Origin of the sequence: Micromonospora sp. MH33, assembly GCF_003013775.1 — a bacterium.
GTDB classification, from domain to species: Bacteria; Actinomycetota; Actinomycetes; order Mycobacteriales; family Micromonosporaceae; genus Micromonospora; species Micromonospora fulviviridis.
In genome coordinates this window covers 19,108-44,624 of sequence record NZ_MUYZ01000022.1, presented here as the reverse complement: position 1 = coordinate 44,624, position 25,517 = coordinate 19,108, and the positions used below count along the sequence as shown (strand labels likewise).

Here is a 25,517-nt window from a genome sequence, read left to right as displayed (position 1 = left end):
GCCTCCCCGGCCGGGGCGAGCGCGACGCGGCGGGCCCGGCGGGCCGCCCACCAGCGTTCGGCCAGCCCCACCACGAGGAAGGTCAGCCCGACGTACGCCCAGCCGACGAGCACGTCGATCAGGTAGTGCTCGCCGCTGTAGATCAGCGTGAAGGTCATGGCCAGCGGGTACGCCAGCAGCAGCGGCCACCAGCGCTTCCGGGTCCCGCGCAGGAAGAACAGGACCACGAACAGGGCGAACGCGGTGTGCAGCGACGGCATGGCGGCCACCGGGTTGGAGGCGATCTGCCCGGCGTTGAGCAGGTTGCCCGCGCCGTGCATGCCGATCTCCTTCCACCCCCGGGTGGAGATCCGCGCGACATCGGTGAGCAGCCCGTTCTGGGCCGCCCACCACGGCGGGGCGGCCGGGTAGAGGAAGTAGGTGGCCAGCCCGGCCGCGCAGAGGAAGCCCCACCGCCGCATGTACGCGCCCCAGCGCGAGCGGTCGCGCAGCCAGAGCACCGCGGCGGCGGCGAGCGTCGCCACGAAGTGCGAGAAGTAGATCCAGCTGACCGCCACGTCCCACCAGTGCACCTGGTCGGGCCGGTAGAGGTGCTGCTGGAGCCAGATCGTGGGCACCTCGCCGCCGGTGGCCCAGCCGGTCAGGAACCGGTCGGCCACGATCAGCTCCATGGCGTGCGGCGTCGCGCCGTTGTCGGCGAACCCCCGGGACAGGTTGTACGCGGCCAGCAGCAGCACCACCGGGATCCAGTCGCGGGCGAAGCGCAGGTGGCTGCGCCACGGGCGGGACGAGTGCCAGGCGATGGTGCCGGCCCAGATCCAGAGGAACGCGTACGCCGGGTCGGTCGGCAGGCCGATGGCGAGCCAGGCGGCCACGAAGGCGATCCCCCAGATCGCCATCGCCACCACGCGACGGCGTCCGCCGTCGGGGGACGCGGTCGGTCCGGCGGGGGCGGGGGGCGGGGGATCAGTCAGCACGGCCATCGCGGACAAGGTTAACGGCGGGCGACGGGGCCGCCGACGCCGACCGCCCGCCGCCGGGGCTGGTCGCCCCCGGTCCGGGCCTCGGGAGGGCCGGGTGACGGTCCGGACGCCCGCCCGGGCGCGGGGCCGCTGCACTAGGCTCGGCCCATGCAGGAGCAGCCGGAGCCGCCCCTCGCCCCGGGCCTGACCGCCCGGGTCGAGCTGACCGTCACCGACACGGACACCGCGCAGGCGGTGGGCTCGGGCGACGTGCCCGTGCTCGGCACGCCCCGGGTGCTCGCGCTGGCCGAGGCGGCGACCGTGGCGGCCACCGCCACCCGCCTGCCGTCCGGGTCGACGACCGTCGGCACCCGGGTCGAGCTGGAGCACCGCGCTGCCACCCCGGTCGGGCGGACCGTGGCCGCCCGGGCCGAGCTGGTCAAGGTCGACGGCCGGCGGCTGGCCTTCGAGGTGATCGTGACCGACGGGAACGAGGTCGTGGCCACCGGGCGGGTCGAGCGGGCGCTGGTCGACCGGCAGCGCTTCGTCGAGCGTGCCGTGCGGGCGTCATGACCGCCCGGTTCGTCGAGGTCGCCGACCGCGTGCACGTGCTGCGCGACCCGCTGCTGCGGGTCAACGTGACGCTGGTGGTGGGCGACGGCGCGGCGCTGCTGGTGGACACCCTCTCCACCGCAGGGCAGGCCCGCGAGCTGGCGGACGCGGCCCGGGCGGTCACCCCGCACCCGTGGACGATCGTCAACACCCATCACCACTTCGACCACTGCTTCGGCAACGCCACGCTGGCCGCCGACCCGCCCCGCCCGGTGTACGCGCACGCCCAGGCCGCGGCGGTGCTCCGCGACCACCCCGACGAGCTGCGCCGGGCCGCGGCCGAGGAGATGCGCGCGGAGCAGCCGGAACTCGCCGCGGAGCTGGCCCGGACGGAGCTGCTGGCCCCGACCCACCCGGTGCACGGCGAGGCGGTGCTCGACGTGGGCGGCCGGCGGGTGGTGCTGCACCACCCCGGGCACGGGCACACCGACGCCGACCTGGTGGTGCACGTGCCGGACGCGGACGTGCTGGTCGCCGGCGACCTGGTGGAGCAGAGCGGGCCGCCGGCCTTCGAGGAGTCGTACCCGGTGCAGTGGCCGGACGCGGTGGCCGCGCTGCTCCGGTTGACCACGCCGGCCACGGTGGTGGTGCCGGGGCACGGCGAGCCGGTCGACGTGGACTTCGTCCGGGAACAGCACGCCCAGCTCGCCCGGCAGGCCTGGCTGATCCGGGCCGGCCACACCGGCAGCGCACCGCCCGAGCGGGTGGCCGCCGAGTCGCCGTTCGGCGCCCGCCCGGGTCTCATCGCGGCCCGCCGCGGCTACGCCGAACTCGACGGCGCCGCCTGACCGCCCGCAGCGGGGTCAGGGGCGGGCGCGCAGGGCGTCGAGCAGGGCGTCGAGGTGCGGGGCGGCGGCGAGGATCGCGTCGCGGGCCGGCGGGTCGAGGGTGGCCAGCGCCTCGGTGAGCAGGGCGCTGCGGTGGGCCGCGTAGTCGGCCATCCGGGTGCGGGCGGCGTCGGTGAGGGTGAGCCGCGCCACCCGGCGATCGTCCGGGTGCGAGGGCAGCGCCGTGCCGATGGCCGTCGTGCTGGCCGTGGCCGCCGCCCTCTCCCTCACCGCCGTGCTCACCCTCGCCCGCCCGCGCTGACCTCAGCGGAAGCGGTCGGCCACCGCCTCCCGGGTGGGCATGGCGGTGGCCCCGCCGGGTGACTCGCAGACCAGGCCGGCCACCCGCAGGGCGAAGGCCACCCGGTCCCGCCAGCCGATCGGGTCCGTCGGCTCGCCGGCATGCAGCAGGTCGGCGATGAGCGCGCCCATCACCGAGTCGCCCGCGCCGGTGGCGTCCGCCGCGTCGACCTTCGGCGCGGGGATGCGTACCACGTCGTCGGCGGCGGCGACCAGGGCGCCGTCCGCGCCGAGGGTGACCACCACGGTCGCCGCGCCCAGTTCCCGCAGGTACGCGGCGACGCCCTCGACCGGCTCGTGCGGGTAGAGCTGGCGCGCGTCCGCGGCGCTCAGCTTGACCAGGTGGGCGCTCGCGGCGAACTCGGCGACCACCGCGCGCAGGTCGTCCAGCGCGCCGGGGCCGGTGAGCAGGCGGGGTCGCACGTTCGGGTCGAACACCCGCAGCGCCCCGGCGATCGACCAGGCCCGGCGGGCGGCGGCCAGCACCGGCGGGTCGAGCAGCACGATCGAGCCGCAGTAGAGCACGTCCGCACCCTCGACCAGGGCCACGTCCAGGTCGTCGGCGGTGAGCAGGGCGTACGACCGGGGCTCCCCGTAGAAGCGGAAGTCCGGCTCCGGGCCGGCGAAGGTGGCCACCGCCAGCGCCGTCGGCGCCGGCACGGTGACCGCCCCGGCCAGTCCCACGCCCGCGGCGCCCAGGAAGGCGCGGATCCGCGCGGCGAGCGCGTCGTCGCCGAACGACCCGACGAACTGGACGTCGCCGCCGAGCCGGGCCACCGCCACGGCCACGTTCAGCGGCCCCCCGCCGATCGCCTGCCGGTAGACGGGTTCCCCGTCGAGCTCGACGTCGAGCAGGTCGACCAGCGCCTCGCCGAGCACCACCGCGTACCCCATCCTGGCTCCTTCCACCGTTGTACCTCCGATCCTGGCGCATGGCGGGTCCCGGCGCGACGAGACGCCCGCATCGACGGACGGCTATTGCTCGGGATGCCCGGACGTGATGGGATTGCGCGTGCCGGGAGGGTGCGGGGGCTGCCGCGCCGCCGGCCGCCGGGTCGAGCCGACGCGAGGGCACTCACCGGTCCGTGGCACGGACCGCAGGCGGTGCGCGTCCCCCGACGGCCCCGGCCACACTCCAACCGCCGGGCGTGGCACCGCGATCGTCGCATCCGCTCGTCGCAGCGGGGCGGCCCGGTGCGGGTCGCGCCCCGCGAGTCAGGAGATCCCGTGCACCGATCCCGTACGGCCGCGCTGCTCACCGCGGCCGCCACCCTGGCCCTGGGCGCGTTCGCCCTGGCCGCCGGCCCCGACCCGGCCGCCGCGCACGGCGCGGCGATGACCCCGGGCGCCCGGACCTACCTGTGCTGGAAGGACGGCCTCACCGCGACCGGGGAGATCAGGCCGAACAACCCCGCCTGCGCGGCGGCGGTCGCCGAGAGCGGGGCCAACTCGCTCTACAACTGGTTCAGCGTGCTGCGCTCCGATGCCGGCGGCCGGACCGTCGGGTTCATTCCCGACGGCAAGCTGTGCAGCGGCGGCAACCCCAACTTCAGCGGCTACGACCAGGCCCGCACCGACTGGCCCGTCACCCACCTGACCGCCGGGCGGTCGATGGAGTTCCGGTACAGCAACTGGGCCCACCACCCGGGCACCTTCTACTTCTACGTGACCAAGGACAGCTGGAGCCCGACCCGGCCGCTGGCCTGGAGCGACCTGGAGGAGCAACCGTTCCTCCAGGTGACCAACCCGCCGGCGGTCGGCTCGCCCGGCACGAACGACGGGCACTACTACTTCAACGGCACCCTGCCGGCCAACAAGAGCGGCCGGCACATCATCTACTCCCGCTGGGTCCGCTCGGACAGCCAGGAGAACTTCTTCGGCTGCTCCGACGTGACCTTCGACGGCGGCAACGGCGAGGTGACCGGGATCGGCTCCGGCGGCACGCCGTCACCGACCCCCACGACGCCCACGCCGACGCCGACCAGCCCGACGCCCACCCCGACCTCGCCGAGCCCGACGCCGACCCCGACCATGCCGGCCGGCGCCTGCATGGCGGTCTACAAGGTGGTCAGTGCCTGGCAGGGCGGGTTCCAGGGCGAGGTCATGATCATGAACCACAGCACCCGGACCTACAGCGGCTGGACGGCGAACTGGACCTGGCCCAGCGGCCAGACCATCACCCAGCTCTGGAACGGCACGGTGAGCACCAGCGGGGCGGCGGTGACGGTCACCAACGCCCCCTACAACGGGAGCGTGCCACCGGAGGGCACCACCACGTTCGGCTTCACGGCGAACTTCTCCGGCACCAACACCCTGCCCACGGTCACCTGCACCGGCCGGTGACCCGGAACTGAGAAGGGCCCCCGGGGCGTACCCCGGGGGCCCTTCCGCACGCCCGCGTCAGCGGACCATGCTGCCGACCACCGGCTTGGTGAGCAGCGCCGACTGGTTGCGCTGGATGCCCGGGTCGAGGGTCTTCGCCACGAAGATGGCGTGCCAGATGCAGAAGATCAGCACGGTCCACACCTTGCGGGAGTGGTCCGCCTCCTCCCGCTTGTGCTCGTCCAGCAGCCGCATCGCGTACGACAGGTCGATGAGGTCGCCCGCGCCGGAGGTGGCCAGCACGTGCCGGGCCCACTCGTACATCTCGCCGCGCAGCCAGACCCGGGTCGGGGTCGGGAAGCCCAGCTTCTTGCGGTTGACGATGGCCGGCGGCACCACACCCTGCAACGCCTGGCGCATCGCGTACTTGGTGGCCTCGGAGCGGGGCGGCAGCTTCAGGTCGACCGGGATCCCGGCCGCCACGTTGAACACCTCGCGGTCCAGGAAGGGCACCCGGACCTCCAGCGAGTGCGCCATCGAGATCCGGTCGGCCTTGACCAGGATGTCGCCGCGCAGCCAGGTGTAGAGGTCGACGTACTGCATCTTGGTGACGTCGTCCAGCTCGGTGGCCTCGGCGTAGATCGGCGCGGTGACGTCGGTGTAGCGCACCGAGGGGTCGTAGCGGCGCAGCAGGTGCTGCTTCTCCTCCTCGGTGAACATCCGGGCGTTGCCGTAGTAGCGCTCCTCGATCGGGGTGGTGCCGCGCTCCAGGAAGCTCTTGCCCTTGACGCCCTGCGGGATGGCCTTGGAGACCGCCCGCAGGCCCTTCTGCACCCCGCCCGGCAGGCTGTTCACCGCGTTGAGCGACAGCGGCTCCCGGTAGATCGTGTAGCCGCCGAAGAACTCGTCCGCGCCCTCACCGGAGAGCACCACGGTGACGTGCTCGGCGGCCTTCTTCGCCACGAAGTAGAGCGGCACCAGGGCCGGGTCGGCCACCGGGTCGTCCAGGTGCCAGACGATCTTCGGCAGCGCCTCGATCATGTCCTGCGGCCCGATCTTGGTCGGGATCGTGGTCACGTCGAGGTGCCGGGCCGATTCCTGGGCCACGTCGATCTCGGAGTAGCCCGGCACGTCGTAGCCGACGGTGAAGGTGAGGATGTTCGGGTTGAACTCCCGGGCCAGGGCCACCACCGCGGTGGAGTCGATGCCGCTGGAGAGGAACGAGCCGACCGGCACGTCCGAACGCATGTGCATCCGGACGCTCTCCCGCAGCGTCTCCCGGATCTCGTGGTAGAGCTTCTGCTCGTCGGAGACCGGGGCCGGGCGGAACACCGGCCGGTACCAGCGGCGCACCTCGATCCGGCCGCCCGGCGTCCAGGTCAGGTACTCCCCCGACCCGATCCGGCTGATCCCCCGGTGCAGGGTGCCCGGCTCCGGCACGTACTGCAGGGTCAGGTAGTGGCTCAGGTTGGCGGTGTCGATCCCCGCGTCGCCCTGGTACGCCGAGTGCGCGAAGGGCAGCAGCGCCTTCTTCTCCGAGGCCAGGTAGAGCCCGTCCTGGGTCTCCAGGTAGTGCAGCGGCTTGATGCCGAAGTAGTCCCGGGCGCCGAAGGCCCGCCGCTCCTGCCGGTCCCAGATCACGAAGGCGAACATGCCGCGCAGCTTGGTGAGCACCTGCTCACCCCAGTAGTGGTAGCCGGCGACGATCACCTCGCCGTCGCCGTTGGTGGCGAACTGGGCGCCGTAGTCCCGGATCAGCTCGTCCCGCAGCTCGATGTAGTTGTAGATCTCGCCGTTGAAGGTGAGCAGGTAACGGCCGTTCGCGTAGGGCAGCGGCTCGTGGCTGAGCGCCACGTCGATGATCGCCAGCCGCTTGTGCGCGAACACTCCGTCCGCGTACCGGCCGGAGGCGTCGCCGACCACCTCGACCCCGGTCTCGTCCGGGCCGCGGTGGTGCAGGCACTCCAGTGCTCCGGCGATGTGGTCGCGGTGAGCGGCGGCGTCACCGCGCGCGCTGAAAAAGGCCAGGAGTCCGCACATGGGGGCCATCTTTCCACGCGCCGGAAGCCACCGTCGCGGCACCGCAGGCACTCCCCGCTCCCGCGCGCGCGGTACCGTCTGGACCAGCGACGAGGCGCAAGGAGGCGGATCATGGCCGAGGAGCGGACGCAGCAGGGCAAGCCGGCGGACGGCACCGAATCGCACGACCCGGACTTCCCGGAGGCGTTCCTGTCCTTCATGCGGCAAGGCTGGCGGGACACGGAGCTGCCGGTCGGTCCCCGACCGGAGGTGCCCAACCACGCCAAGCGGCGGGCCGCGCTGGCCGAGGCGTTCCCGGGAGAGACGCTGGTCATCCCGACCGGCACCGAGAAGGTACGCGCCAACGACACCGACCACCGGTTCCGGCCGGGCAGCGACTTCGCGTACCTGACCGGCGACCTGGAGCCGGACAGCGTGCTCGTGCTCCGGCCCGGCGGCGAGGCCACGCTGTTCATGCGGCCCCGGTCGTCCCGGGCGACCGACGAGTTCTTCCGCAGCCGCCACGGCGAGCTGTGGGTGGGCCGGCGGCCGACGCTGAAGGAAAAGGCGACCGAGCTGGGCCTGCCCACCGCCGACCTGACCGAGCTGGACGCGGCGCTGGCCGAGCTGGCGCCGGGGCGGACCCGGGTGCTGCGCGGCTTCGACGCCCGGGTGGACGCGGCGGTGCGGCCGTACGACGGGGCGCGGGACGAGGGGCAGCCGGGCCGTGACCGGGAGCTGGCCATCGCCATCTCGGAGCTGAAGCTGGTCAAGGACGAGTGGGAGATCGCCCAGCTCCAGGAGGCGTGCGACGCCACCGTCCGCGGCTTCGAGGACGTGGCCCGGGCGCTCCCGGCCGACCGGGCGGTGTCCGAGCGGCTGCTGGAGGGGATCTTCGCGCTGCGCGCCCGGCACGACGGCAACGACGTCGGCTACGGCTCGATCGTGGGCGCCGGCGAGCACGCCACGATCCTGCACTGGGTGCACAACCACGGGGCGACCCGCCCGGGCGAGCTGCTGCTGATGGACATGGGCGTGGAGAACCGCAACCTGTACACGGCCGACGTCACCCGGGTGCTCCCGGTCGACGGCCGGTTCACCCCGCTGCAGCGCCAGGTCTACGACGCCGTCTACGCCGCCCAGCAGGCCGGCATCGACGTGATCAAGCCGGGCGTGGCGTTCCGCGAGGTGCACCTGACCGCCATGCGGGTGCTCGCCGAGGCGCTGAAGGACCTCGGCCTGCTGCCGGTGAGCGTCGACGAGGCGATGGACCCGGCGTCGACGGTCTACCGCCGCTGGACGCTGCACGGCACCAGCCACATGCTCGGCATCGACGTGCACGACTGCGCCAACGCCCGCAAGGAGACCTACCGGGACGGGCCGCTCGGCGAGGGCTACGTGCTCACCGTCGAGCCGGGGCTCTACTTCCAGCCGGAGGACGAGCTGGTCCCCGAGGAGCTGCGCGGCATCGGCGTGCGGATCGAGGACGACATCCTGGTCACCGCCGACGGTTCGGTGAACCTCTCGGCCGGGCTGCCGCGCCGATCGGACGAGGTGGAGACCTGGCTGGCCGAGCAGCGCGAGGCCGGCCCCCGCCTGCCCGGCTGATCCGACAGTCACGACCCCCGGCGGGCCCGCTGCCGGCGTCTGCGAGGTTTCTCGCGGTAACGACGCCGACGTCGGGCCCGTCGTCGTTTGCGCTGCTCACGGTCCTGCTGGTGCCGCTTGACCCCCCTGCGCCGCCCCGCCGGATGTGAGCCAAATGCGCGATTTCTTCGGATACGTCCGCGTCGCGAGGATCCTTCTCATACGGTGACGATCAGAGGCTGCAACCGATTTGTAGCTGGTCGCGCGGCTGAGACCGGTGCGACCCCTTTGGTAGAAACCGAAAGGGCGGAAGGCTCTGATGTCCAACGACGTAACGACTTCCGACGGCGGGGCACCGATGCCCCCGCCGACGAGCAGGCGGCGGGCACTCTGGGTCGCCACCGGCGTGGCCGGGCTGACCGGCGTCGTCGGCCTGGCGGCCCTCGGTGGCCTCGCCGCTCGCGACAACAAGTCCGACGACCCGCAGCGGGTCGCGGAGAACCGCGCGGCGGCGCCGCAGAACGCCGCCGACGGCGGCAAGGCGGCCGACAAGCACGGCGAGGACACCGACGCCGAGGCGCAGAACCGCGAGGACCAGTACGGCCGGGACGGCAAGGACCGGGACAACCGGGACGACCGGAACGACCGGGACGACGAGCACGGGCGCGTGCGGGAGGTGCCCTGTGACGAGGAGAAGCTGATCGAGGCCGTGGACCTGGCCAACCGGGACCACGGCGGCACGCTGAAGCTGGCCGAGCACTGCACCTACGAGCTCAGCTTCAGCGACAAGAAGTCCGGCGCCGGCCTGCCGGTCATCCGGCAGGAGATCACGATCAAGGGCAACGACGCCACGATCAAGCGCGACTCCGAGGACGCCTTCCGGATCTTCCGGGTCGTCGACGGCGGCGACCTGACCCTGAAGGACCTCACCGTCAAGGACGGCAACGCCGCCGAATTCAAGTACGGCGGCGCGCCGATGGCCGCCGCGCCCGGCGGGGCGCCCGCCATCCCGACGCCGCCGAAGGGCGAAAAGGGTGACGCCGACGGCGGCGCGATCCTGGTCGAGCGGGGCGGCAGCGCGCACCTGAAGAAGGTCACGCTGACCCGCAACAACGCCGAGGGCAACGGCGGCGCCATCGCCAACTTCGGCCGGGTCGACGTCGAGGAGAGCAAGGTCGAGGACAACCACGCCCAGAAGAACGGCGGCGGGATCTTCAACGTCGGCGTCCTGACGGTCAAGGAGTCCCGCATCGCCAACAACACCGCCGGAAAGAACGGCGGTGGGATCGCCAACGGCGAGGACAAGGGCAAGGGCAAGGACTGGGAGACCAGCTCCTACCCGGGCTCGGAAGGCCGGGACAAGGCCGGCAGCGTGGAGATCTTCAAGACCTCCATCGAGGACAACCGGGCCGGCGAGAACGGCGGCGGTGTCTTCAGCTCGGGCGGGTTCGTGAAGATCGTGCTCTCCGAGATCAAGGGCAACAGCGCCTGCGACAGCGGCGGCGGCATCTACGCCCGCGACACCAACCTCGACCTCGAGAAGGTCCTCGTCGCCAAGAACCACGCCGACAAGGACGGCGGCGGCATCGTCAACACCGGCGGCGAAGAGAAGAAGCGCGAAGCCCTCTCCAGCGACAGCCGCAACAAGGACCGCGAGGACGAGGCCACCGCCACCATCTCCGACAGCAAGATCGTCGACAACAGCGCCGGCCGCTTCGGCGGCGGCATCTTCAACGGCGAAACCGGCCTCTACAAGGTCGAGGACGGCTACCAGGAATGGCCCGAGGGCGAAGGCGACAACGCCACCCTCACCCTCCGGGACACCGAGATCAAGGGCAACACCGCCCTCAACGGCGGCGGCATCTTCAACAACAAGGGCACGGTCACCCTGACCAAGACCCACGTCACCAAGAACACCGCCACCGACAGCTCCAAGAACCACCGCGTCGCCGGCGGCATCCTCAACCACAAGGGCAAGGTCCGCCTCGACGACAAGTCCACCGTGTCCAACAACGACCCGACCAACTGCGCGGGCACCGTCAAGGACTGCTTCAACTGAACCACCACATAACCGCGGGAGCCCCTTTCCGCCGCGTGACGGCGGAAGGGGGCTCCCCTCCCCCTTTCGGCCGCGCCGGTGATGTTCGCCGCCCATGACACCTCCCGGCCCACTCGCGCCGCTCTGCGCTCGCCGCACCACCCACGCCCGAATGTGGGCTTTTTTCGTATAAGAGCACCAGGTGAAGAAGATTCCCATACGGTCATCTTCAGCAGCTACAACCGATTTGTAGCGAAGGCCGCCTCGCCGTGGCGAAGCGACCTTGTCGGTACAAGGAGAGGGCAGAGAGCTCCGATGTCCAACAACCTTCGCAATAACAACGGCGCCACCCGTGAGACCACCTCCCCGATCCGCCGTCGTCGGCTCTGGCTCGCCACCGGCGTCGTGGGTCTGACCGGAGCGGTCAGCCTCGCCGGTGTGGCGTACGCGACCACCGGGGTCACCGGCCCCCACCGGCTCGCCGACGTGAAGTGGTCGACCGCCCAGCAGGTCAAGGACGACGGCGGCGCGCAGGCCGACGAGAACGCCGCGGACGAGTCCGGCCGGGACGGCAAGGACCGGGACAACCGGGACAACAACCGCGGCGAGCGCGGCGACAAGGACCGGGACAACGACGAGCACGGGCGCGTGCGGGAGGTGCCCTGTGACGAGGAGAAGCTGATCGAGGCCGTGGACCTGGCCAACCGGGACCACGGCGGCACGCTGAAGCTGGCCGAGCACTGCACCTACGAGCTCAGCTTCAGCGACAAGAAGTCCGGCGCCGGCCTGCCGGTCATCCGGCAGGAGATCACGATCAAGGGCAACGACGCCACGATCAAGCGCGACTCCGAGGACGCCTTCCGGATCTTCCGGGTCGTCGACGGCGGCGACCTGACCCTGAAGGACCTCACCGTCAAGGACGGCAACGCCGCCGAATTCAAGTACGGCGGCGCGCCGGGCGGCCCCGGTGGGCCGGGCGGCCCGACCGGCCCCGGTCGCGGTGGTCGCGGCGGCCGCGGGGACGACCCGGCGTCGCGGGCGCGGGCGAAGAAGCGCCGGCGGATCAACATGCTGATCGCCGGGTTCGCCGTGTTCGTCATGCTCGCCGGAATGGGCGTGGTCGGCTTCACGTGGTACTCGCAGAAGGTGCTGCTGCCCGAGGACACCATCCCGCCGCTGTCGACCGCCATCTACGACCGCACCGGCAAGACCACCATCGCCAAGGTCGGTGACCAGAACCGGCAGCTGGTCACCATCGACCAGATCCCGGAGTGGGTGCAGCACGCCGTCGCCGCGGCGGAGGACCGGAACTTCTACCGGCACTCGGGTGTGGATTACAAGGGCATCGCCCGGGCCGCCTGGAACAACATCAGCGGCGGCGACAAGCAGGGCGCCTCGACGATCACCCAGCAGTACGCCCGCAACGCGTTCGACAACCTGAACCAGGACACGTACGGCCGCAAGGTGAAGGAGGCGATCCTCGCCTCCAAGCTGAACGACAAGTACGACAAGCGGACGATCATGCAGCACTACCTGAACGTGATCTACTTCGGCCGCGGCGCGTACGGCATCCAGGCGGCGGCACAGACGTACTTCGGCAAGGACGTGTCCAAGCTGACCGTTGCGGAGGCGGCCGTGCTCGCCGCGCTCATCAAGCAGCCCGAACCGAGCACGACACACCAGGGCTACGACCCGGCGGTCAACCCGCAGGCCGCGCTGGACCGGTGGAACTACGTCATCAACGGCATGATCACCGAGAAGTGGCTCGACGCGCCGAACATGCCGCAGCACCCCACCGAGTACCCGACCAAGTCGCTCAAGAAGCCCACGAAGAACAACGGCGGCGGCTTCGGCATCGACACCCCGTACGGCAACGTGGTCAACTACGTCGCGCAGGAGATGCGCGAGATGAACCTCTGCACCGACAACGAGGCCGAGGTCACGCCGAAGAAGCCGCTCTGCTCGAAGGCGCTGAGCCGGGGCGGTTACCGGGTCACCACCACCATCGACACCAAGATCCAGGCGGCGGCGCTCGAGGCGGCCCAGCGGGCCAAGAAGGGCTCCGAGCTCGCCGGGCAGCCGGCGAACCTGATGGCGGCCGTGGTGTCCATCGACCCGAGCAACGGCGAGGTGCGCGCCTACTACGGCGGCGACAACGGCACCGGCACCGACTACGCCGGCAAGAACGTCGACAACGGCGTGGTCAGTGGCGGCCACTCGCCGGGTTCGAGCTTCAAGATCTACACCCTGGCGGCGGCGCTCAAGGAGGGCATCTCCCTCAAGTCGCGGTGGAAGGGCAAGTCGTTCACCCCGGAGGGCATGGAGTTCAAGGTCAGCAACGCCGGCAACGACGCGTCCTGCGGCAACTCCTGCACGCTCGAGCAGTCGACGCTGAAGTCGCTGAACGTGCCGTTCTACTACATCACCGAGAAGATCGGCCCGGACAAGGTGCTCGACATGGCCAAGCAGGCCGGCGTCACCACCATGTGGCGCACCGACACCAACCCGGCCAAGGCGTACGACCTCGTCAAGGCGGACCCGAAGGAACTGGCCCCGGACCCGTTCTTCCACGTGATCGGCTACGGCCAGTACCCGATCACCGTGCTCGACCACGCCAACGGGGTCGCCACCTTCGCGAACCAGGGCGTCTACAACAAGGCGCACTTCATCAAGAAGGTCGAGCAGCAGAACCCGGACACCGGCAAGTGGGACCTCGTCGGGGCCCCCAAGCTGAAGTCGCAGCAGCGCATCCCAAAGGACGTCGTGGCCGACGTCACCTCCGTGCTGGAGGAGTACCCGGCTGCCGTCGGCCGCCGGCTGGACGACGGCCGGAAGGCCGCCGAGAAGACCGGTACCTGGGAGCTCAACTCGAAGACCCTCGACAACGGTGACGCCTGGATGATCGGCTACACGCCGCAGCTCGCCACCGCCGTCTGGGTCGGCAACAAGGGCGACCGCAAGGCGATCAAGGACAAGGACGGCAACAAGATCAGCGGTGCCAAGATGCCCGGCGCCATTTTCCAGCGCTTCATGAACGAGGCGCTCAAGGGCAAGGACAAGATGGACTTCCCGGCGGCCGCGCACATCGGCAAGGACGACGTCGGCAACGGCGAGCAGCCGCCGCCGGACCCGACGCAGCCGGGCCAGCAGCCGGGCTGCGACGACCCGCTGGGCCTGTTCTGTCCGGGCGGCAACCCCGGCGGCGGCAACCCGGGCGGCGGCGGCCCGGGCGGCGGCAACCCGGGCGGTGGCGGCCGCGGCGGTGGCGGCGGCCTGCTGCCGAGCACACCACCGACCCGGCAGAGCTACTGACGCCCACAGCCTGACGACGGCGGCCGGACCACCTGGTCCGGCCGCCGTCGGCGTTTCGCGTACGGGAATTTCTGCCCGCGAGGCGGGACGGCGGGGCCCGGCGTACGGCAGGATGCCTCTCCATGAGCACCGAGTCGACCGCAGGCATCGACGAGAACGGGTCCGACCGGCAACTCCAGCTCGGCGCGTCCCCCGTCGCGCGACGACCTGGAGCCGTCGTGGACCACCCGTCCCGCTCGGACGGTCTCGTCCGCGGCGCCGCCGAGCTGATCGGCGGCCCGCTGGGCGACCACGCCGTCGCCCTGGACCGGCCCGCCGGCCGGGAGGGCCGGTTCTGGACCGCGGCGCGGATCGTGCTGGCCCTGGCCTGCCTGACGCTGGCCCTGCACTGGGTGCAGAAGTCGCCCTGCCAGGACGGCGCCTGGCAGAACAACGTCCAGTACACCCGGATGTGCTACACCGACGTGCTGGCCCTCTACTACGCCGAGGGGCTCAACGAGGGCAAGGTCCCCTACGCCGACCACCCGGTGGAGTACCCGGTGCTGACCGGCTACTTCATGGGCGCGATCGGCCTGCCGGTGCACGCCCTCGGCGTGGACAACCCCGGCATCAACCAGGGGCAGTGGTTCTACAACCTCAACGCGCTGGTGCTCAGCGCGCTCGCCGTCGCCACCGTCGCGGTCATCCTCAGCCTGCGGCGCCGCAGACCGTGGGACGCGGCCCTCTTCGCGCTCTCACCGGCCCTGGTGCTCACCGCCACCGTCAACTGGGACCTGCTCGCCGTCGGGCTGGCCGCCTTCGGGCTGTGGGCCTGGGCGCGCACCCGACTCGACCTCACGGGCGTCCTGCTGGCCGGTCTCGCCGGGGTGCTGCTCGGCCTCGGCGGCGCGGCGAAGCTGTGGCCACTGTTCATCCTCGGGCCGATCCTGGTGCTCGCGATCCGCGCCGGCCGCATCCTGCCCGCCGTCGTGTCCGTCGGCACGGCCGCGCTGACGGTGGTGGTGGTGAACCTGCCAGTCGCGATCCCCTACCCCGAGAGCTGGGGCAGGTTCTTCGACCTGAACACCACCCGGCCGATCGACTGGGGCACGCTCTGGTACATCGGCCGCTACCTCGACGGCAGGATCAGCCCTTCCAGGCCCGGTGACCTCGGGCCCTTCGAGTGGCTGAACGTGCACATCTCCGCCCTCAACTGGCTGTCGTACCTGCTCTTCGGCCTGGCCTGCCTCGGCGTGACCGCGCTGGCGCTGCTCGCCCCGCGCCGGCCCCGGCTCGCCCAGCTGGCCTTCCTGGTGGTCGCCGCCTTCCTGATCTTCAGCAAGGTCTGGTCCCAGCAGTTCGTGCTCTGGCTGCTCCCGCTCGCGGTGCTCGCCCGGCCGCGCTGGGGTGCCTTCCTGGCCTGGCAGGTCGCCGAGGTCTGCTACTTCGCCGCCTTCTACGGCGAGCTGCTGGGGGCGGCCACCACCCGGCCGGTCTTCCCCGAGGGGGTCTTCGTGCTGGCCGCCAGCCTGCGCCTGATCACCGTGGCGGTGCTCTGCGGCTTCGTGATCCGGGACATCCTGCGCCCCGAGCGCGACGCGGTCCGGGACACCTACGCCGACGACCCGGACGGCGGGGTGCTCGACGGCGCCGAGGACGCGCCCTGGTACCAGCGCTGGCGGCACCGCCCCGCCGCCGTCGACCGTCCCGCCGAGCCGGTCACCGCCTGACCGGGACGCCGGTCAGAGGCGGTAGACCACCGCGTCGCCGACCTCTTCCCGGGTCACGCCCAGCCCGTCGACCGGCCGGTCGAGCATCCCCTCCCACGGGGTGCCGCCCAGCCGGTCGCGGAGCACCACCACGTTCTTCACGCCCAGCCGGCGCAGGTAGTCGACGCTGCCGAAGTCGGGGAAGCCGACCGTGGCCTCGCGTACCTGGGCCTGGGAGTTCGGGGTGAAGCCGCTGCCGCCGTTGACCATCCGCTGGAACCGGTCGGTCGACCAGAGCATCACCGGCTGGTCCAGGTTCTGGCTGCTCGGCAGCACCAGCATCGGGCCGTCCACGGTGCGCATCACCGCCGGCTGTCGCGGTACCACGGGGTGCGGGGTGACGTTCAACCCCTCCACCACGACCAGCAGCAGCGGCACCAGCGTGGCCAGCCGCAGCCACGGGCCCGGCCACGGCGGGACCCGCTCGGCGGCGAGCTCGCGTACCCGGGCGCAGAACGCGGTCACCGCGCCGGCCGCGAGCAGGCCGAGCAGGAGGGTGGCCCAGAGCATCATCCGGCCCGGCGTCCGCAGCCCGTTCCAGCCCGGCAGGTGCTCGAAGAGCGGCACGTAGGTGAACCGGCCGTGGAGGAACCGGGTGCCCATGGCCAGCGCCATCGTGACCAGCACCCCGGCCAGCAGGAAGAGCCGGTGGCGGACCCGCCAGACCGAGAAGAAGAGCCCGCCGGCGGCCAGCGCGTAGAGCACGAAGCCCGGCAGCAGCGTCATCTCGGGGTGCCAGGGCAGCGCGGCCCTTGCCCCCTCGTGCAGCTCACCCCAGATGCGCGACTCGGCGGGGGCGGTGAAGAACCCGCTGGCCGGCGGCGAGTAGAGCTGGATCTCGCCGAGCGTCCGCGCCGCGTTCGGGTGCAGCTCGGCCACCTTGAAGTACGGCACGGCCAGCGCGGCGCCCACCGCGGCGAAGACCAGCCCGCCGAGCAGGTCGGCCAGGAACAGCCGCCGGCCGAACGGGCGCTTCACCCGGCGCCGCCGCACGAACCAGACGACCGCCGAGACCAGCACGACACCGGCTAGCAGGTACGCGAACGGCAGCCCGATGCCGAAGCCGAGGCTGAGCTGCCAGGCGGCCACCAGCCAGCCGGCGAACGCCCAGCCGGCGTGCCGGCGCCGCGGCCGGTAGCCGTGCCGCAGCGACCAGCCGTGACCCCGGGCCAGCATGGCCAGCGCCAGCGGGATGCCGCCGTTGGAGATGATGTGCAGGTGCCCGGCCTGGGCCAGCAGCCACGGGGCGTACGTGTAGCTCGCCCCGGCCACCGCGCCGCCGATCCGGCCCGCGCCGAGCTGCCGCGCCAGCGCGTACGCCCCGAACGTGGCGAGCGCGTGGGCCAGCACGAACATGATGTTGTAGCGCAGCAGGGCGTCCTCGGGGCCGACCCCGATCATGCCGGCCGGGGCGTACCCGAGCAGCGTGTCGGAGAAGGCGAAGCTCCACGGCTCCGGGAAGAACGTGTTCGAGCTCCACAGCTGCCCCGGGTCGGTCAGCAGGATGTGCCCGGACCAGGCCAGCTGCCACGACTGGAGGCTCGGGTCCCAGTAGTCCTGCGGCAGGGTGTAGCGCGGGTAGCGCAGCGTGGGCCAGGTCATCAGCACGGCCAGCGCCAGTGAGGCGACGGCGGCCAGGGTCCACTCGTGCACCACGAACCGGCCCACCGCGCGGACCGCCCGGCGGGGCCGGGTCAGCACCGGGTCGGGGGCGGGACCGAACGCGGTCCAGGGGTCGCCGGGCTGCTCCCCGTCCTTGTCGTGGCTCTTCGCCTGGTCGCCGGTCCCAGGCTTGCCCGCCTCGGCCTCGTCGTCCGTCTCGGCCTTGCCGTCCTTCTCGGCCTCGGCGACCTCGGCCTTGCTGGGCTCGGCGCTGCTGTCGGGCCCGATCTTGTCGGTTCCGGCGTTGTCGCCGCTCCTGGCCTTGCCGCCGGTGTCGGCCCTGCCGTTGGGTGCGGCCTTGTCCGCACCCGCGCCGTCCGCGCCGGCCCGGGCGGTCGTGTCGCTGCCGCCCGCCGCGTCAGGCGTCGCGTCGGGCCGGGCATCGCCGGTGGCCGGCCGCGGGGCGCTGCCGGCCCGGCCGCCGGGCGCGTCGGACTGCTCGGTCGTCATGCCGCGGCGCCCAGCTGCCCGCGCAGGAAGGCGATGTCGGCGGCCTGGCCCTCGACGCCGCCGGGGGTCTCCACGATCACCGGCGCGCCCGCCGCCCGGATCACCGCGACCACCAGCTCCGGGTCGATCGTCCCGCCGGTCAGGTTGTCGTGCCGGTCCTGGCCGGAGTTGAACGTGCCCTTGGAGTTGTTCGCGTGGATCAGGTCGATCCGGCCGGTGATCGCCTTCACCCGGTCGACCAGCCCCAGCAGCTCCTCGCCCCCGGCGTGGGCGTGGCAGGTGTCGAGGCAGAAACCCACCTCGTAGTCGCCGAGCGCGTCCCAGAGCCGGGCCAGCGCGTCCAGGTGCCGGGCGCAGGCCTTGTCGCCGCCGGCGGTGTTCTCGATCAGGATCGGGAGCGGGAAACCCCCGGAGTCCGCCGCGTACGCGAAGGTCTTGCGCCAGTTGTCGAAGCCGACGGCGAGGTCGTCACCGGCGTTGACATGGCCACCGTGCACGATCAGCCCTCTGGCGCCGACCGCCGCCGCCGCGGCGGCGTGGCCGAGCAGCAGCTTGCGGCTCGGGATGCGGATCCGGTTGTTCAGCGTGGCCACGTTGATCACGTACGGCGCGTGCACGTAGAGGTCGACGTCGGCGGCGCGCAGGCGCTCGGCGTCCTCCCGCGGCTTCGGGGCCTTCCAGCCCTGGGGATCGGCGAGGAAGAACTGCACCGCCTCGGCGTCCCGGGCGGACGCCTCGGCCAGCGGGTCGGTCGGATCGACGTGGGCTCCGATTCGCATGCAGGGCAGCCTACGTCGCGCCTCCGACGCACGGGGTTCCCGCGCGCGGGGGGTTGCGTGTACGGATCGCGTCACCACCCGGCCCGGCGGTCGTTGTCCGAGGTGGGATCGATGGCCGACGCTCCACCCGGACGCGGGTCCACAGCGCGCACGGGTGAAGGGGAGGCCCCCGGCAACGGGACGCCCCGCCGTGCGGCCCGGCACGACGGGGCGGGATCCGGCTCGTCAGACCCGACCGGCTCGTCACCGAGTGAGCTGGGGTGAATTCCTCCATTTCCCCCAAGAGGTGACGAGAGCCATTGTATGGTCAGAGCAGGTGACAACACGATAAAGCTCCGCGGGGCGTCCTCGATCCAACCTCATCGGTGTGGTCGTTCCTCCCCAGGTCCCACCCAAGGAATGCGGACGGGACGCCCCGCGGCCCTGTGGACAGGGGCCCATCTTCCGGTACGCGAACCGGAGATGGGCCCCTGTCGCCGCGCCCGGAACGCCGTGGACGACCGGCCCGGGCATGATCGTCCGGACCGGGTATCCTGGTCCGGTTGTCCGCGTCCGGCCGGGTTCCCCCGGCACCGGTCACGGCAGCGACGCACGACCTCCTGCCACGGAAGGACCGTGGCCGCTTAGCCCACAGGAGGTGAGCACGTCTTGCGTCATTACGAAGTCATGGTGATCCTCGACCCCAGCCTCGAGGAGCGCACCGTCGCCCCGTCGCTCGACACGTACCTGAACGTGATCCGGACCGCGGGTGGCTCGGTGGAGAAGACCGACGTGTGGGGCCGCCGGCGCCTCGCGTACGAGATCAACAAGAAGGCCGAGGGCATCTACGCCGTCATCGACCTCCAGGCATCGCCGGAGGCCGTGGCTGAGCTGGACCGTCAGCTCCGACTCAACGAGTCGGTGCTGCGCACCAAGGTCATCCGTCCGGAGATGCGCTGAGCATCTAGACCCGGTACGTCCGGATCAAGCCTCATCGACGCTGTCGGAGGGCTCTGAGAGCCTGTACGGCACAGAGATGAGTGCGCGAGGAGATGGTCATGGCAGGAGACACCACCATCACGGTCATCGGCAACCTGACCGATGACCCCGAGTTGCGGTTCACCCCCTCCGGGGCGGCGGTCGCCAAGTTCCGGGTCGCCTCGACGCCCCGCTTCATGGACAAGGCGTCCGGCGAGTGGAAGGACGGCGAGCCGCTGTTCCTCTCGTGCACGGTCTGGCGGCAGGCCGCCGAGAACGTCGCCGAGTCGCTGCAGCGCGGCGCCCGGGTGATCGTGTCCGGCCGGCTGCGTCAGCGGTCGTACGAGACGCGCGAGGGTGAGAAGCGCACCGTCATCGAGCTGGAGGTCGACGAGATCGGCCCGTCCCTGCGCTACGCCACGGCGAAGGTGCAGAAGATGTCCCGCTCGGGCGGCGGTGGCGGCGGCTTCGGTGGTGGTGGCCAGGGTGGCGGCGGAGGCAACTTCGACGACCCCTGGGCCTCGGCTGCGCCGGCTCCCTCGCGCGGTGGTTCGGGCGGAAACTTCGACGAGGAGCCCCCGTTCTAATGGCGCCGAGCGCCCGCGATCGCAAACCAGGAGCAAGAGCAATGGCCAAGGCTGCGGCACTTCGCAAGCCGAAGAAGAAGGTGAACCCGCTCGACAAGGACGGGATCACCTACATCGACTACAAGGACACCGCGCTGCTGCGCAAGTTCATCTCCGACCGCGGCAAGATCCGCGCTCGACGGGTGACCGGCGTGACCTCGCAGCAGCAGCGGCAGATCGCCCGTGCGGTCAAGAACGCCCGCGAGATGGCGCTCCTGCCGTACACGGCCACGGCCCGCTGAGAGGAGGCACCGACATGAAGATCATCCTGACTCAGGAGGTGTCCGGCCTCGGTGCCCCGGGCGACATCGTCGAGGTGAAGGACGGCTACGGCCGTAACTACCTGCTTCCGCAGGGCTTCGCGATCGCCTGGACCAAGGGCGCGGAGAAGCAGGTCACGGTCATCAAGCGGGCCCGCGCGGCCCGGGAGATCCGCGACCTCGACCACGCCAGAGAGGTCAAGGCCCAGATCGAGGGTCTGAAGGTCAACCTGAAGGCCCGCGCCGGCGACGGCGGCCGGCTCTTCGGCTCGGTCACCTCGGCCGAGATCGTCGACGCCGTCAAGGCGGCCGGCGGCCCGACCCTGGACCGTCGTCGGCTGGAGCTGCCCAGCCACATCAAGTCGCTCGGCGCCTACCCGGTCAGCATCCGGCTGCACCCCGAGGTGACCGCCAAGTTCGACCTGAACGTGGTCAACGGCTGACACCCACAGCACGACGGAAGGGCCCGCACCGACATTCGGTGCGGGCCCTTCCACATCTCCGGACGCGGACGCCGGTCGCCGCGTCACCCGATCGGCTGGCCCGTCACCGCGCTGATGATCACAGTGGAGAGGCCGCCACCCACCACGGCCGCCGCCAGCGCCACCGTCGCCGACCGCCAGGTCGTGCCGACCCGGCGCAGCACCACCGCCACCACGAGACTGCTCAGCAGGGCCAGCCCGAACCGCGGCGCGCCCGCCAGCAGCGAGGCGACCGCGTGCGCCCGCGGTGAGTCACAACCGCCCCCGGTGATGTCGGTGACGCACCCCGCCGGCGGCTGACCGTCGAGGAACAGCAGCCCGACGAAGAGCAGCAAGGCCGGCACCAGATAGCACGCGGCCGTGTAGACCAGCGGCCGCAGCGGCCCACCCGGATCGGGGTCCAGCAGGTCGTCCTCCAGCCGGCGGCTCCACGAACCGCCGCCGATGGTCTCCACCCGCTGCCGCAGCGTCGACGCCCCGGCCCGTCCCGCCCCCACCGGCTCCACCGCCCGGCGACGCGGCGCCGGCCGCGGCGCGGTGTAGGCGACCATCGGTGACCGGGGGGCCGACGGCGGTGTCTCCGTCCAGCGGGGATCGTCACCGGCCAGCCGCGTCCCGGACCAGAACCCCTCGGCCTGCTCCGGCGACGCCCAGCCCTCCCGGACCGGCACCGGCGGCGCCGTCCGGTCCCACGCGTCGACCTCCGCGTACCGGTCCCCGGCCCCGGTCTCCCGGGCCCGGTCCCACTGGCCCGTGTCGGCGTACCGGTCCCACTGGCCGGTGTCCGTGAACCGGTCCCATTCGCCGGTCTGCTCCGTCCGGTCCCAGCGGCTCTCCGCCTGCTCCCACCGGCCGGCGGGGGAAGGACGGCCCCACGCGTGCACGCCCGACGCGTCCCACGGGTCGACCGCCGGCCGCTCCGCCGGATCCGGCTCCGCCGCTCGGCCCCGCTCCCACGGGTCCACCGCCGGCCGCGACCACGAATCCGCCGCCGCGCGCCGGCTCCGCCGGGTCGGCCGCTCGGCGGCCCACCGGTCACCGTCGTCACCCGACGCGGGCCCCTCCTCCAGGCCCGACCAGGTCACCTGCGGTCGCTGGGTCGCCGCGCGTCGCGGCCGGCTCCGCGGGGCCACCCCGGAGACCGGCTCGCCCTCGATCCCGTCGGCCCGCCGGCTTCCGACGTACCCCTGGTCCTGCGGGGTCTCCAGGGTCCACTCGGCGGTGTGCTCCGACACCGGGCCGGAACCGATGGCCCGCAGGTCACGGCGGTCGTCCTCGCGGCGCCAGCCCGCGTCCGCCCGCCAGCCCCCACCCGGGTACGGCGGCTCGACGTCCGCACCGTCGTCGGGAGCGGCGTGGCGGCCCCCGCCGTCCGCCCGGCGGATCCCGGACTCCAGCGCCCACCGGGGAAGATAGCTGTCGACCGGCTCGCCCTGGCCGCGCTCGACGGCACGCCGGCGGCTCGGTGTGCGGTGGCTCTCGGGGGCGGACGACTCGACCGGGAACTGGTCCGCGGGAGCGTCCCAGGAGGCGCTCGGCCGGCGCTCGCGCGGGCTGTCCTCCCCGCTTCCCCAGTCCCGGTGTCTCACGGCCGGAGCGTGACCCTTCTCAACCGAAAGTGCAATCCGCTGTCCAGGTGTAGCCGTTCGCAGAGATAGTACGGGACGAACGTCGCCAAGGCTCGACCCGAAATCTTCCGTCCACAGGGTGGGGATCGTAAAACCGCAGGTCAGCATCGAGGAGCCCGGAATTCCCCATCACTTATCCACACCCTGTGCACACCCTCCGCACATGCCTGTCCACCGGTGTCCACAGGTTGTCCCGAGGCTCGTCCACCGGTGCTGTTGAGGGTCTGAGCTCGGGTTCCGTATCGTGGCCCCCGACCGTCCGGGCGATGGCCCCCGATCGACCGGAGGGTCGTCGGAAGTTGTCACACCCCGGCGGTAGAGCTGGATCCGATCCGACGCAGCAAGGGGGGACCCGTGTCGGTCACCGACGAGACGCGCTCGGAGCGGGCCGGGGGGCAATCCCCCGCACCCGCGCAGCGGGACGGCCAGTTCGAGAAGACCCCGCCCCAGGACGTGGCCGCCGAGCAGTGCGTCCTCGGCGGCATGCTGCTCTCCAAGGACGCCATCGCGGACGTCGTCGAGATCCTCAAGTCGAACGACTTCTACCGCCCGGTGCACGCCACCATCTTCGACGCGATCCTCGACATCTACGGCCGGGGTGAGCCCGCCGACCCGATCACCGTTGCCGCCGCGCTCGCCGACTCCGGCGACCTGGCCAGGATCGGTGGCGCGCCCTACCTACACACACTGATCGCCAGTGTCCCCACCGCGGCCAACGCGGCGTACTACGCCCGCATCGTCGGTGAGCGGGCGGTGCTGCGCCGGCTGGTCGAGGCCGGCACCAGGATCGTCCAGCTGGGCTACGGCACCGGCCAGGGCGGCAGCCGGGACGTCGACGACATCGTCGACCTCGCCCAGCAGGCCGTCTACGAGGTGACCGAGAAGCGGGTCAACGAGGATTTCGCCGTCCTGGCCGACATGCTCCAGCCGACGCTCGACGAGATCGAGGCGGTGGGCGCCCAGGGTGGGGTGATGAGCGGTGTGCCAACCGGGTTCAGCGACCTCGACCGCCTGCTCAACGGCCTGCACCCGGGTCAGCTCATCATCGTGGCCGGCCGACCTGGCTTGGGCAAATCGACCGCATCTATGGACTTTGCCCGAAATGCCGCTATCCGCTTCAACCAGGCGTCGGCGATCTTCTCGCTGGAAATGAGCAAGGTCGAGATCGTCATGCGACTCCTCTCGGCCGAGGCGCGCGTACCGCTGCACGTGCTGCGCAGCGGCCAGCTCTCCGACGACGACTGGACCAAGCTGGCCCGCTGCATGGGCGAGATCAGCGAGGCGCCGCTCTTCGTCGACGACACGCCGAGCATGAACCTGATGGAGATCCGGGCCAAGGCCCGGCGGCTCAAGCAGAAGCACGACCTCAAGCTGATCGTGGTCGACTACCTCCAGCTGATGACCTCGCCGAAGCGCACCGAGAGCCGGCAGCAGGAGGTCGCGGACCTGTCCCGTGGCCTGAAGCTGCTGGCCAAGGAGGTCGAGTGCCCGGTGATCGCGGTGAGCCAGCTGAACCGTGGCCCGGAGCAGCGCACCGACAAGCGTCCTCAGTTGTCCGATTTGCGTGAATCGGGTTCAATTGAGCAGGATGCTGACGTCGTCCTGCTGCTGCACCGCGACGACTACTACGACAAGGAGTCGCCGCGCGCCGGTGAGGCGGACTTCATAATCGCCAAGCACAGGAATGGCCCGACCGACACGGTGACCGTGGCCGCGCAGCTGCACCTGTCCCGCTTCGTCGACATGGCCATCGTCTGAGCCGTACCGGACGAGCCGTCAGCCGAGCAGGGGGAACCAGCCGGCGGCCTCGCCCAGTTCCAGCCGGTCGCGGTCGGTGAGCGGCACCCGGCCGGTGGCCTTGAGCAGGTAGTCCCGGTCGTCCCAGCCGGTCGGCCGGACCGCGTCGTCGCTGAGTAGTCCGTCCACGGTGGCCACCGCCACCCGCGTCGGCGCGGTGGCGGGGAACGGGGCGTCCGGCAGGTCCACCACCAGGTCCAGGTGATGGATGACCGCCTCGGTGGTCAGGGTGGCGAGGAGATCGGGTACGCGCAGGACGTGCCCCTGCGTGGTCACGTACCCGTCGGGGTCCGCGGCGGCGGCCGCCCGGACGGCGGCGGGGGCGGTGTCGGACCAGATCCGCACCACTCCGCTGGGCCGGTCGAAGGCGGCGGCCGAGCGGCGGGCCCACCAGGCGTGCTTCACGCTCGCCTCGTCGTCACCGCCCGGGGTGAACGCGCGCCAGTAGCTGACGTCGTCCACGTCGGCCGGGCCGGGTGCCGGGCTGGCGAGGGCGACCAGCGCCCGTTGCGCGTCGCAGAGCACGTGGAAGAGCAGGTCGGCGACGAGCCAGCCCCGGCAGCGGGTGGGTCGTTGCAGGCCGGCGTCGTCGAGTCGGGTCACGACGGCGGTGATGCCGTCGTACGCCTGCGCCAGCGCCTCGTGCTGCCGGATCGCGGTCATGTCGTGCAGCCTGCCACGGCGGGGCGGAGCCGGCACGACGCCGACGCCGGGCCGGTGGGTCGCCGGCCCGGCGTGGCGACGGTCAGTCGAACAGTTCGCCGAGGAAGCCGCCGTGCTTCTTCTTGCGGCGGTAGTGACCGTGGTAGCCGTAGTGCTGCTGGCCGTGGCCGTACGCGGGCTGCGGGTAGCCGTGGCCGGGCGGCGGCGGAGGGGGCGGGGGGACGGCGCCGTAACCGGGCTGGTGCGGAGCCGCGGCGGGCGGGGGCGGCGGGGGCGGGGCGTAGCCGCCGGCGGCCGGGGCGGCCTGCCGCGGGCCGTGCTGCTGGTTCCAGTTCGACTCGGCCTCGAACAGCTTTTCGAGTTCGCCGCGGTCGAGGAAGATGCCGCGGCATTCGCCGCACTGGTCGATGACTACTCCGCTGCGCTCGTACTGGCGCATCTCTCCGTGGCATTTGGGACAGGTGAGCTGCATGACACCGAAGGTAC

20 protein-coding genes and 1 pseudogene are annotated in these 25,517 nt (G+C 72.0%); 12 read left to right on the top strand and 9 right to left on the bottom strand.

Going from position 1 to position 25,517, the window contains the following annotated elements:
- Positions 1-983: phosphatase PAP2 family protein (locus B0E53_RS06405; protein WP_107075144.1), on the bottom strand; the 983-nt coding region annotated here is incomplete at its 3' end.
- Positions 984-1,130: 147 nt separating this feature from the next.
- On the opposite strand from B0E53_RS06405, the gene B0E53_RS06400 reads away from it, so the two are divergent.
- Together B0E53_RS06400 and B0E53_RS06395 are read left to right on the top strand one after the other, a co-directional pair.
- Positions 1,131-1,535, top strand: a complete 405-nt coding sequence (locus B0E53_RS06400; protein WP_107075139.1) for a hotdog domain-containing protein — start codon at positions 1,131-1,133, stop codon at positions 1,533-1,535.
- Complete coding sequence (locus B0E53_RS06395) at positions 1,532-2,362, top strand: MBL fold metallo-hydrolase (protein WP_107075138.1); 831 nt, start codon at positions 1,532-1,534, stop codon at positions 2,360-2,362. Before B0E53_RS06400 ends, B0E53_RS06395 begins: the two co-directional genes overlap by 4 nt.
- A 15-nt stretch (positions 2,363-2,377) precedes the next feature.
- Here the strand turns inward: B0E53_RS06395 and B0E53_RS06390 are convergent.
- A pseudogene (locus tag B0E53_RS06390) lies at positions 2,378-2,569 on the bottom strand (MarR family transcriptional regulator); the annotation flags it as partial.
- A 96-nt stretch (positions 2,570-2,665) separates the two neighbouring features.
- A complete protein-coding gene (locus B0E53_RS06385; protein WP_107075137.1) occupies positions 2,666-3,595 on the bottom strand; it encodes a carbohydrate kinase in 930 nt (309 codons plus the stop codon).
- Positions 3,596-3,928: 333 nt separating this feature from the next.
- On the opposite strand from B0E53_RS06385, the gene B0E53_RS06380 reads away from it, so the two are divergent.
- The gene (locus B0E53_RS06380) at positions 3,929-5,044 is read left to right on the top strand and encodes a lytic polysaccharide monooxygenase (RefSeq protein ID WP_107075136.1); all 1,116 of its coding nucleotides are present in this window, start codon (positions 3,929-3,931) and stop codon (positions 5,042-5,044) included.
- Positions 5,045-5,101: 57 nt separating this feature from the next.
- Here B0E53_RS06380 and asnB read toward each other — a convergent pair whose 3' ends face one another.
- The gene (gene asnB / locus B0E53_RS06375; protein WP_107075135.1) at positions 5,102-7,063 is read right to left on the bottom strand and encodes an asparagine synthase (glutamine-hydrolyzing); all 1,962 of its coding nucleotides are present in this window, start codon (positions 7,061-7,063) and stop codon (positions 5,102-5,104) included.
- Positions 7,064-7,174: 111 nt separating this feature from the next.
- On the opposite strand from asnB, the gene B0E53_RS06370 reads away from it, so the two are divergent.
- The 4 genes from B0E53_RS06370 (at position 7,175) to B0E53_RS06355 (ending at position 15,688) form a co-directional block, all read left to right on the top strand.
- Positions 7,175-8,650, top strand: coding sequence for an aminopeptidase P family protein (locus tag B0E53_RS06370; protein ID WP_107075134.1), 1,476 nt, complete (start codon positions 7,175-7,177; stop codon positions 8,648-8,650).
- A 298-nt stretch (positions 8,651-8,948) separates the two neighbouring features.
- Complete coding sequence (locus tag B0E53_RS06365; RefSeq protein WP_107075133.1) at positions 8,949-10,688, top strand: hypothetical protein; 1,740 nt, start codon at positions 8,949-8,951, stop codon at positions 10,686-10,688.
- A 294-nt stretch (positions 10,689-10,982) separates the two neighbouring features.
- Complete coding sequence (locus tag B0E53_RS06360) at positions 10,983-13,979, top strand: transglycosylase domain-containing protein (RefSeq protein WP_246835267.1); 2,997 nt, start codon at positions 10,983-10,985, stop codon at positions 13,977-13,979.
- Between the two features lie 122 nt (positions 13,980-14,101).
- Positions 14,102-15,688: a glycosyltransferase 87 family protein gene (locus tag B0E53_RS06355; RefSeq protein WP_107075132.1), complete on the top strand. Its 1,587-nt coding sequence runs from the start codon at positions 14,102-14,104 to the stop codon at positions 15,686-15,688.
- Between the two features lie 12 nt (positions 15,689-15,700).
- On the opposite strand, the gene B0E53_RS06350 is transcribed toward B0E53_RS06355, so the two are convergent.
- Together B0E53_RS06350 and B0E53_RS06345 are read right to left on the bottom strand one after the other, a co-directional pair.
- Complete coding sequence (locus B0E53_RS06350) at positions 15,701-17,839, bottom strand: hypothetical protein (protein ID WP_107075131.1); 2,139 nt, start codon at positions 17,837-17,839, stop codon at positions 15,701-15,703.
- On the bottom strand, positions 17,836-18,618 hold the full coding sequence (locus B0E53_RS06345) for a deoxyribonuclease IV (RefSeq protein ID WP_107075130.1): 783 nt from the start codon (positions 18,616-18,618) through the stop codon (positions 17,836-17,838). The genes B0E53_RS06350 and B0E53_RS06345 overlap by 4 nt, the downstream gene beginning before the upstream one ends.
- 648 nt (positions 18,619-19,266) lie before the next feature.
- On the opposite strand from B0E53_RS06345, the gene rpsF reads away from it, so the two are divergent.
- From rpsF to rplI, 4 genes are all read left to right on the top strand, one after another.
- Positions 19,267-19,557, top strand: a complete 291-nt coding sequence (gene rpsF, locus B0E53_RS06340) for a 30S ribosomal protein S6 (RefSeq protein ID WP_046563719.1) — start codon at positions 19,267-19,269, stop codon at positions 19,555-19,557.
- 80 nt (positions 19,558-19,637) lie between these two features.
- Positions 19,638-20,162 carry a single-stranded DNA-binding protein gene (locus B0E53_RS06335; protein ID WP_210405958.1) on the top strand — a complete coding sequence of 175 codons (525 nt, stop codon included), beginning with the start codon at positions 19,638-19,640 and terminating at the stop codon, positions 20,160-20,162.
- 41 nt (positions 20,163-20,203) lie between these two features.
- Positions 20,204-20,443: a 30S ribosomal protein S18 gene (rpsR, locus tag B0E53_RS06330; protein WP_007073789.1), complete on the top strand. Its 240-nt coding sequence runs from the start codon at positions 20,204-20,206 to the stop codon at positions 20,441-20,443.
- Between the two features lie 14 nt (positions 20,444-20,457).
- Positions 20,458-20,904 (top strand): 50S ribosomal protein L9, encoded by a 447-nt coding sequence (gene rplI / locus B0E53_RS06325; RefSeq protein ID WP_107075129.1) that lies wholly within the window; start codon positions 20,458-20,460, stop codon positions 20,902-20,904.
- An 83-nt stretch (positions 20,905-20,987) separates the two neighbouring features.
- Here rplI and B0E53_RS06320 read toward each other — a convergent pair whose 3' ends face one another.
- A complete protein-coding gene (locus B0E53_RS06320; protein ID WP_107075128.1) occupies positions 20,988-22,532 on the bottom strand; it encodes a hypothetical protein in 1,545 nt (514 codons plus the stop codon).
- Between the two features lie 393 nt (positions 22,533-22,925).
- Between B0E53_RS06320 and dnaB the strand changes: the two genes are divergently transcribed.
- Positions 22,926-24,329, top strand: coding sequence for a replicative DNA helicase (dnaB, locus tag B0E53_RS06315; protein WP_107075127.1), 1,404 nt, complete (start codon positions 22,926-22,928; stop codon positions 24,327-24,329).
- A gap of 18 nt (positions 24,330-24,347) precedes the next feature.
- Here dnaB and B0E53_RS06310 read toward each other — a convergent pair whose 3' ends face one another.
- Positions 24,348-25,031 carry a maleylpyruvate isomerase N-terminal domain-containing protein gene (locus tag B0E53_RS06310; protein ID WP_107075126.1) on the bottom strand — a complete coding sequence of 228 codons (684 nt, stop codon included), beginning with the start codon at positions 25,029-25,031 and terminating at the stop codon, positions 24,348-24,350.
- An 82-nt stretch (positions 25,032-25,113) separates the two neighbouring features.
- Positions 25,114-25,503 (bottom strand): zf-TFIIB domain-containing protein, encoded by a 390-nt coding sequence (locus B0E53_RS06305; protein ID WP_107075141.1) that lies wholly within the window; start codon positions 25,501-25,503, stop codon positions 25,114-25,116.
- Positions 25,504-25,517 lie beyond the last annotated feature (14 nt).

What these genes read in the sequence shown, in the direction of transcription:
- rpsR (WP_007073789.1), top strand. Translation starts at nt 20,204, where the DNA reads ATGGCCAAGGCTGCGGCACTTCGCAAGCCGAAGAAGAAGGTGAACCCG.
- B0E53_RS06305 (WP_107075141.1), bottom strand. Translation starts at nt 25,503, where the DNA reads ATGCAGCTCACCTGTCCCAAATGCCACGGAGAGATGCGCCAGTACGAG.
- B0E53_RS06345 (WP_107075130.1), bottom strand. Translation starts at nt 18,618, where the DNA reads ATGCGAATCGGAGCCCACGTCGATCCGACCGACCCGCTGGCCGAGGCG.
- asnB (WP_107075135.1), bottom strand. Translation starts at nt 7,063, where the DNA reads ATGTGCGGACTCCTGGCCTTTTTCAGCGCGCGCGGTGACGCCGCCGCT.
- B0E53_RS06360 (WP_246835267.1), top strand. Translation starts at nt 10,983, where the DNA reads ATGTCCAACAACCTTCGCAATAACAACGGCGCCACCCGTGAGACCACC.
- B0E53_RS06370 (WP_107075134.1), top strand. Translation starts at nt 7,175, where the DNA reads ATGGCCGAGGAGCGGACGCAGCAGGGCAAGCCGGCGGACGGCACCGAA.
- B0E53_RS06310 (WP_107075126.1), bottom strand. Translation starts at nt 25,031, where the DNA reads ATGACCGCGATCCGGCAGCACGAGGCGCTGGCGCAGGCGTACGACGGC.
- B0E53_RS06385 (WP_107075137.1), bottom strand. Translation starts at nt 3,595, where the DNA reads ATGGGGTACGCGGTGGTGCTCGGCGAGGCGCTGGTCGACCTGCTCGAC.
- rplI (WP_107075129.1), top strand. Translation starts at nt 20,458, where the DNA reads ATGAAGATCATCCTGACTCAGGAGGTGTCCGGCCTCGGTGCCCCGGGC.
- B0E53_RS06365 (WP_107075133.1), top strand. Translation starts at nt 8,949, where the DNA reads ATGTCCAACGACGTAACGACTTCCGACGGCGGGGCACCGATGCCCCCG.
- B0E53_RS06350 (WP_107075131.1), bottom strand. Translation starts at nt 17,839, where the DNA reads ATGACGACCGAGCAGTCCGACGCGCCCGGCGGCCGGGCCGGCAGCGCC.
- B0E53_RS06400 (WP_107075139.1), top strand. Translation starts at nt 1,131, where the DNA reads ATGCAGGAGCAGCCGGAGCCGCCCCTCGCCCCGGGCCTGACCGCCCGG.
- B0E53_RS06355 (WP_107075132.1), top strand. Translation starts at nt 14,102, where the DNA reads ATGAGCACCGAGTCGACCGCAGGCATCGACGAGAACGGGTCCGACCGG.
- B0E53_RS06395 (WP_107075138.1), top strand. Translation starts at nt 1,532, where the DNA reads ATGACCGCCCGGTTCGTCGAGGTCGCCGACCGCGTGCACGTGCTGCGC.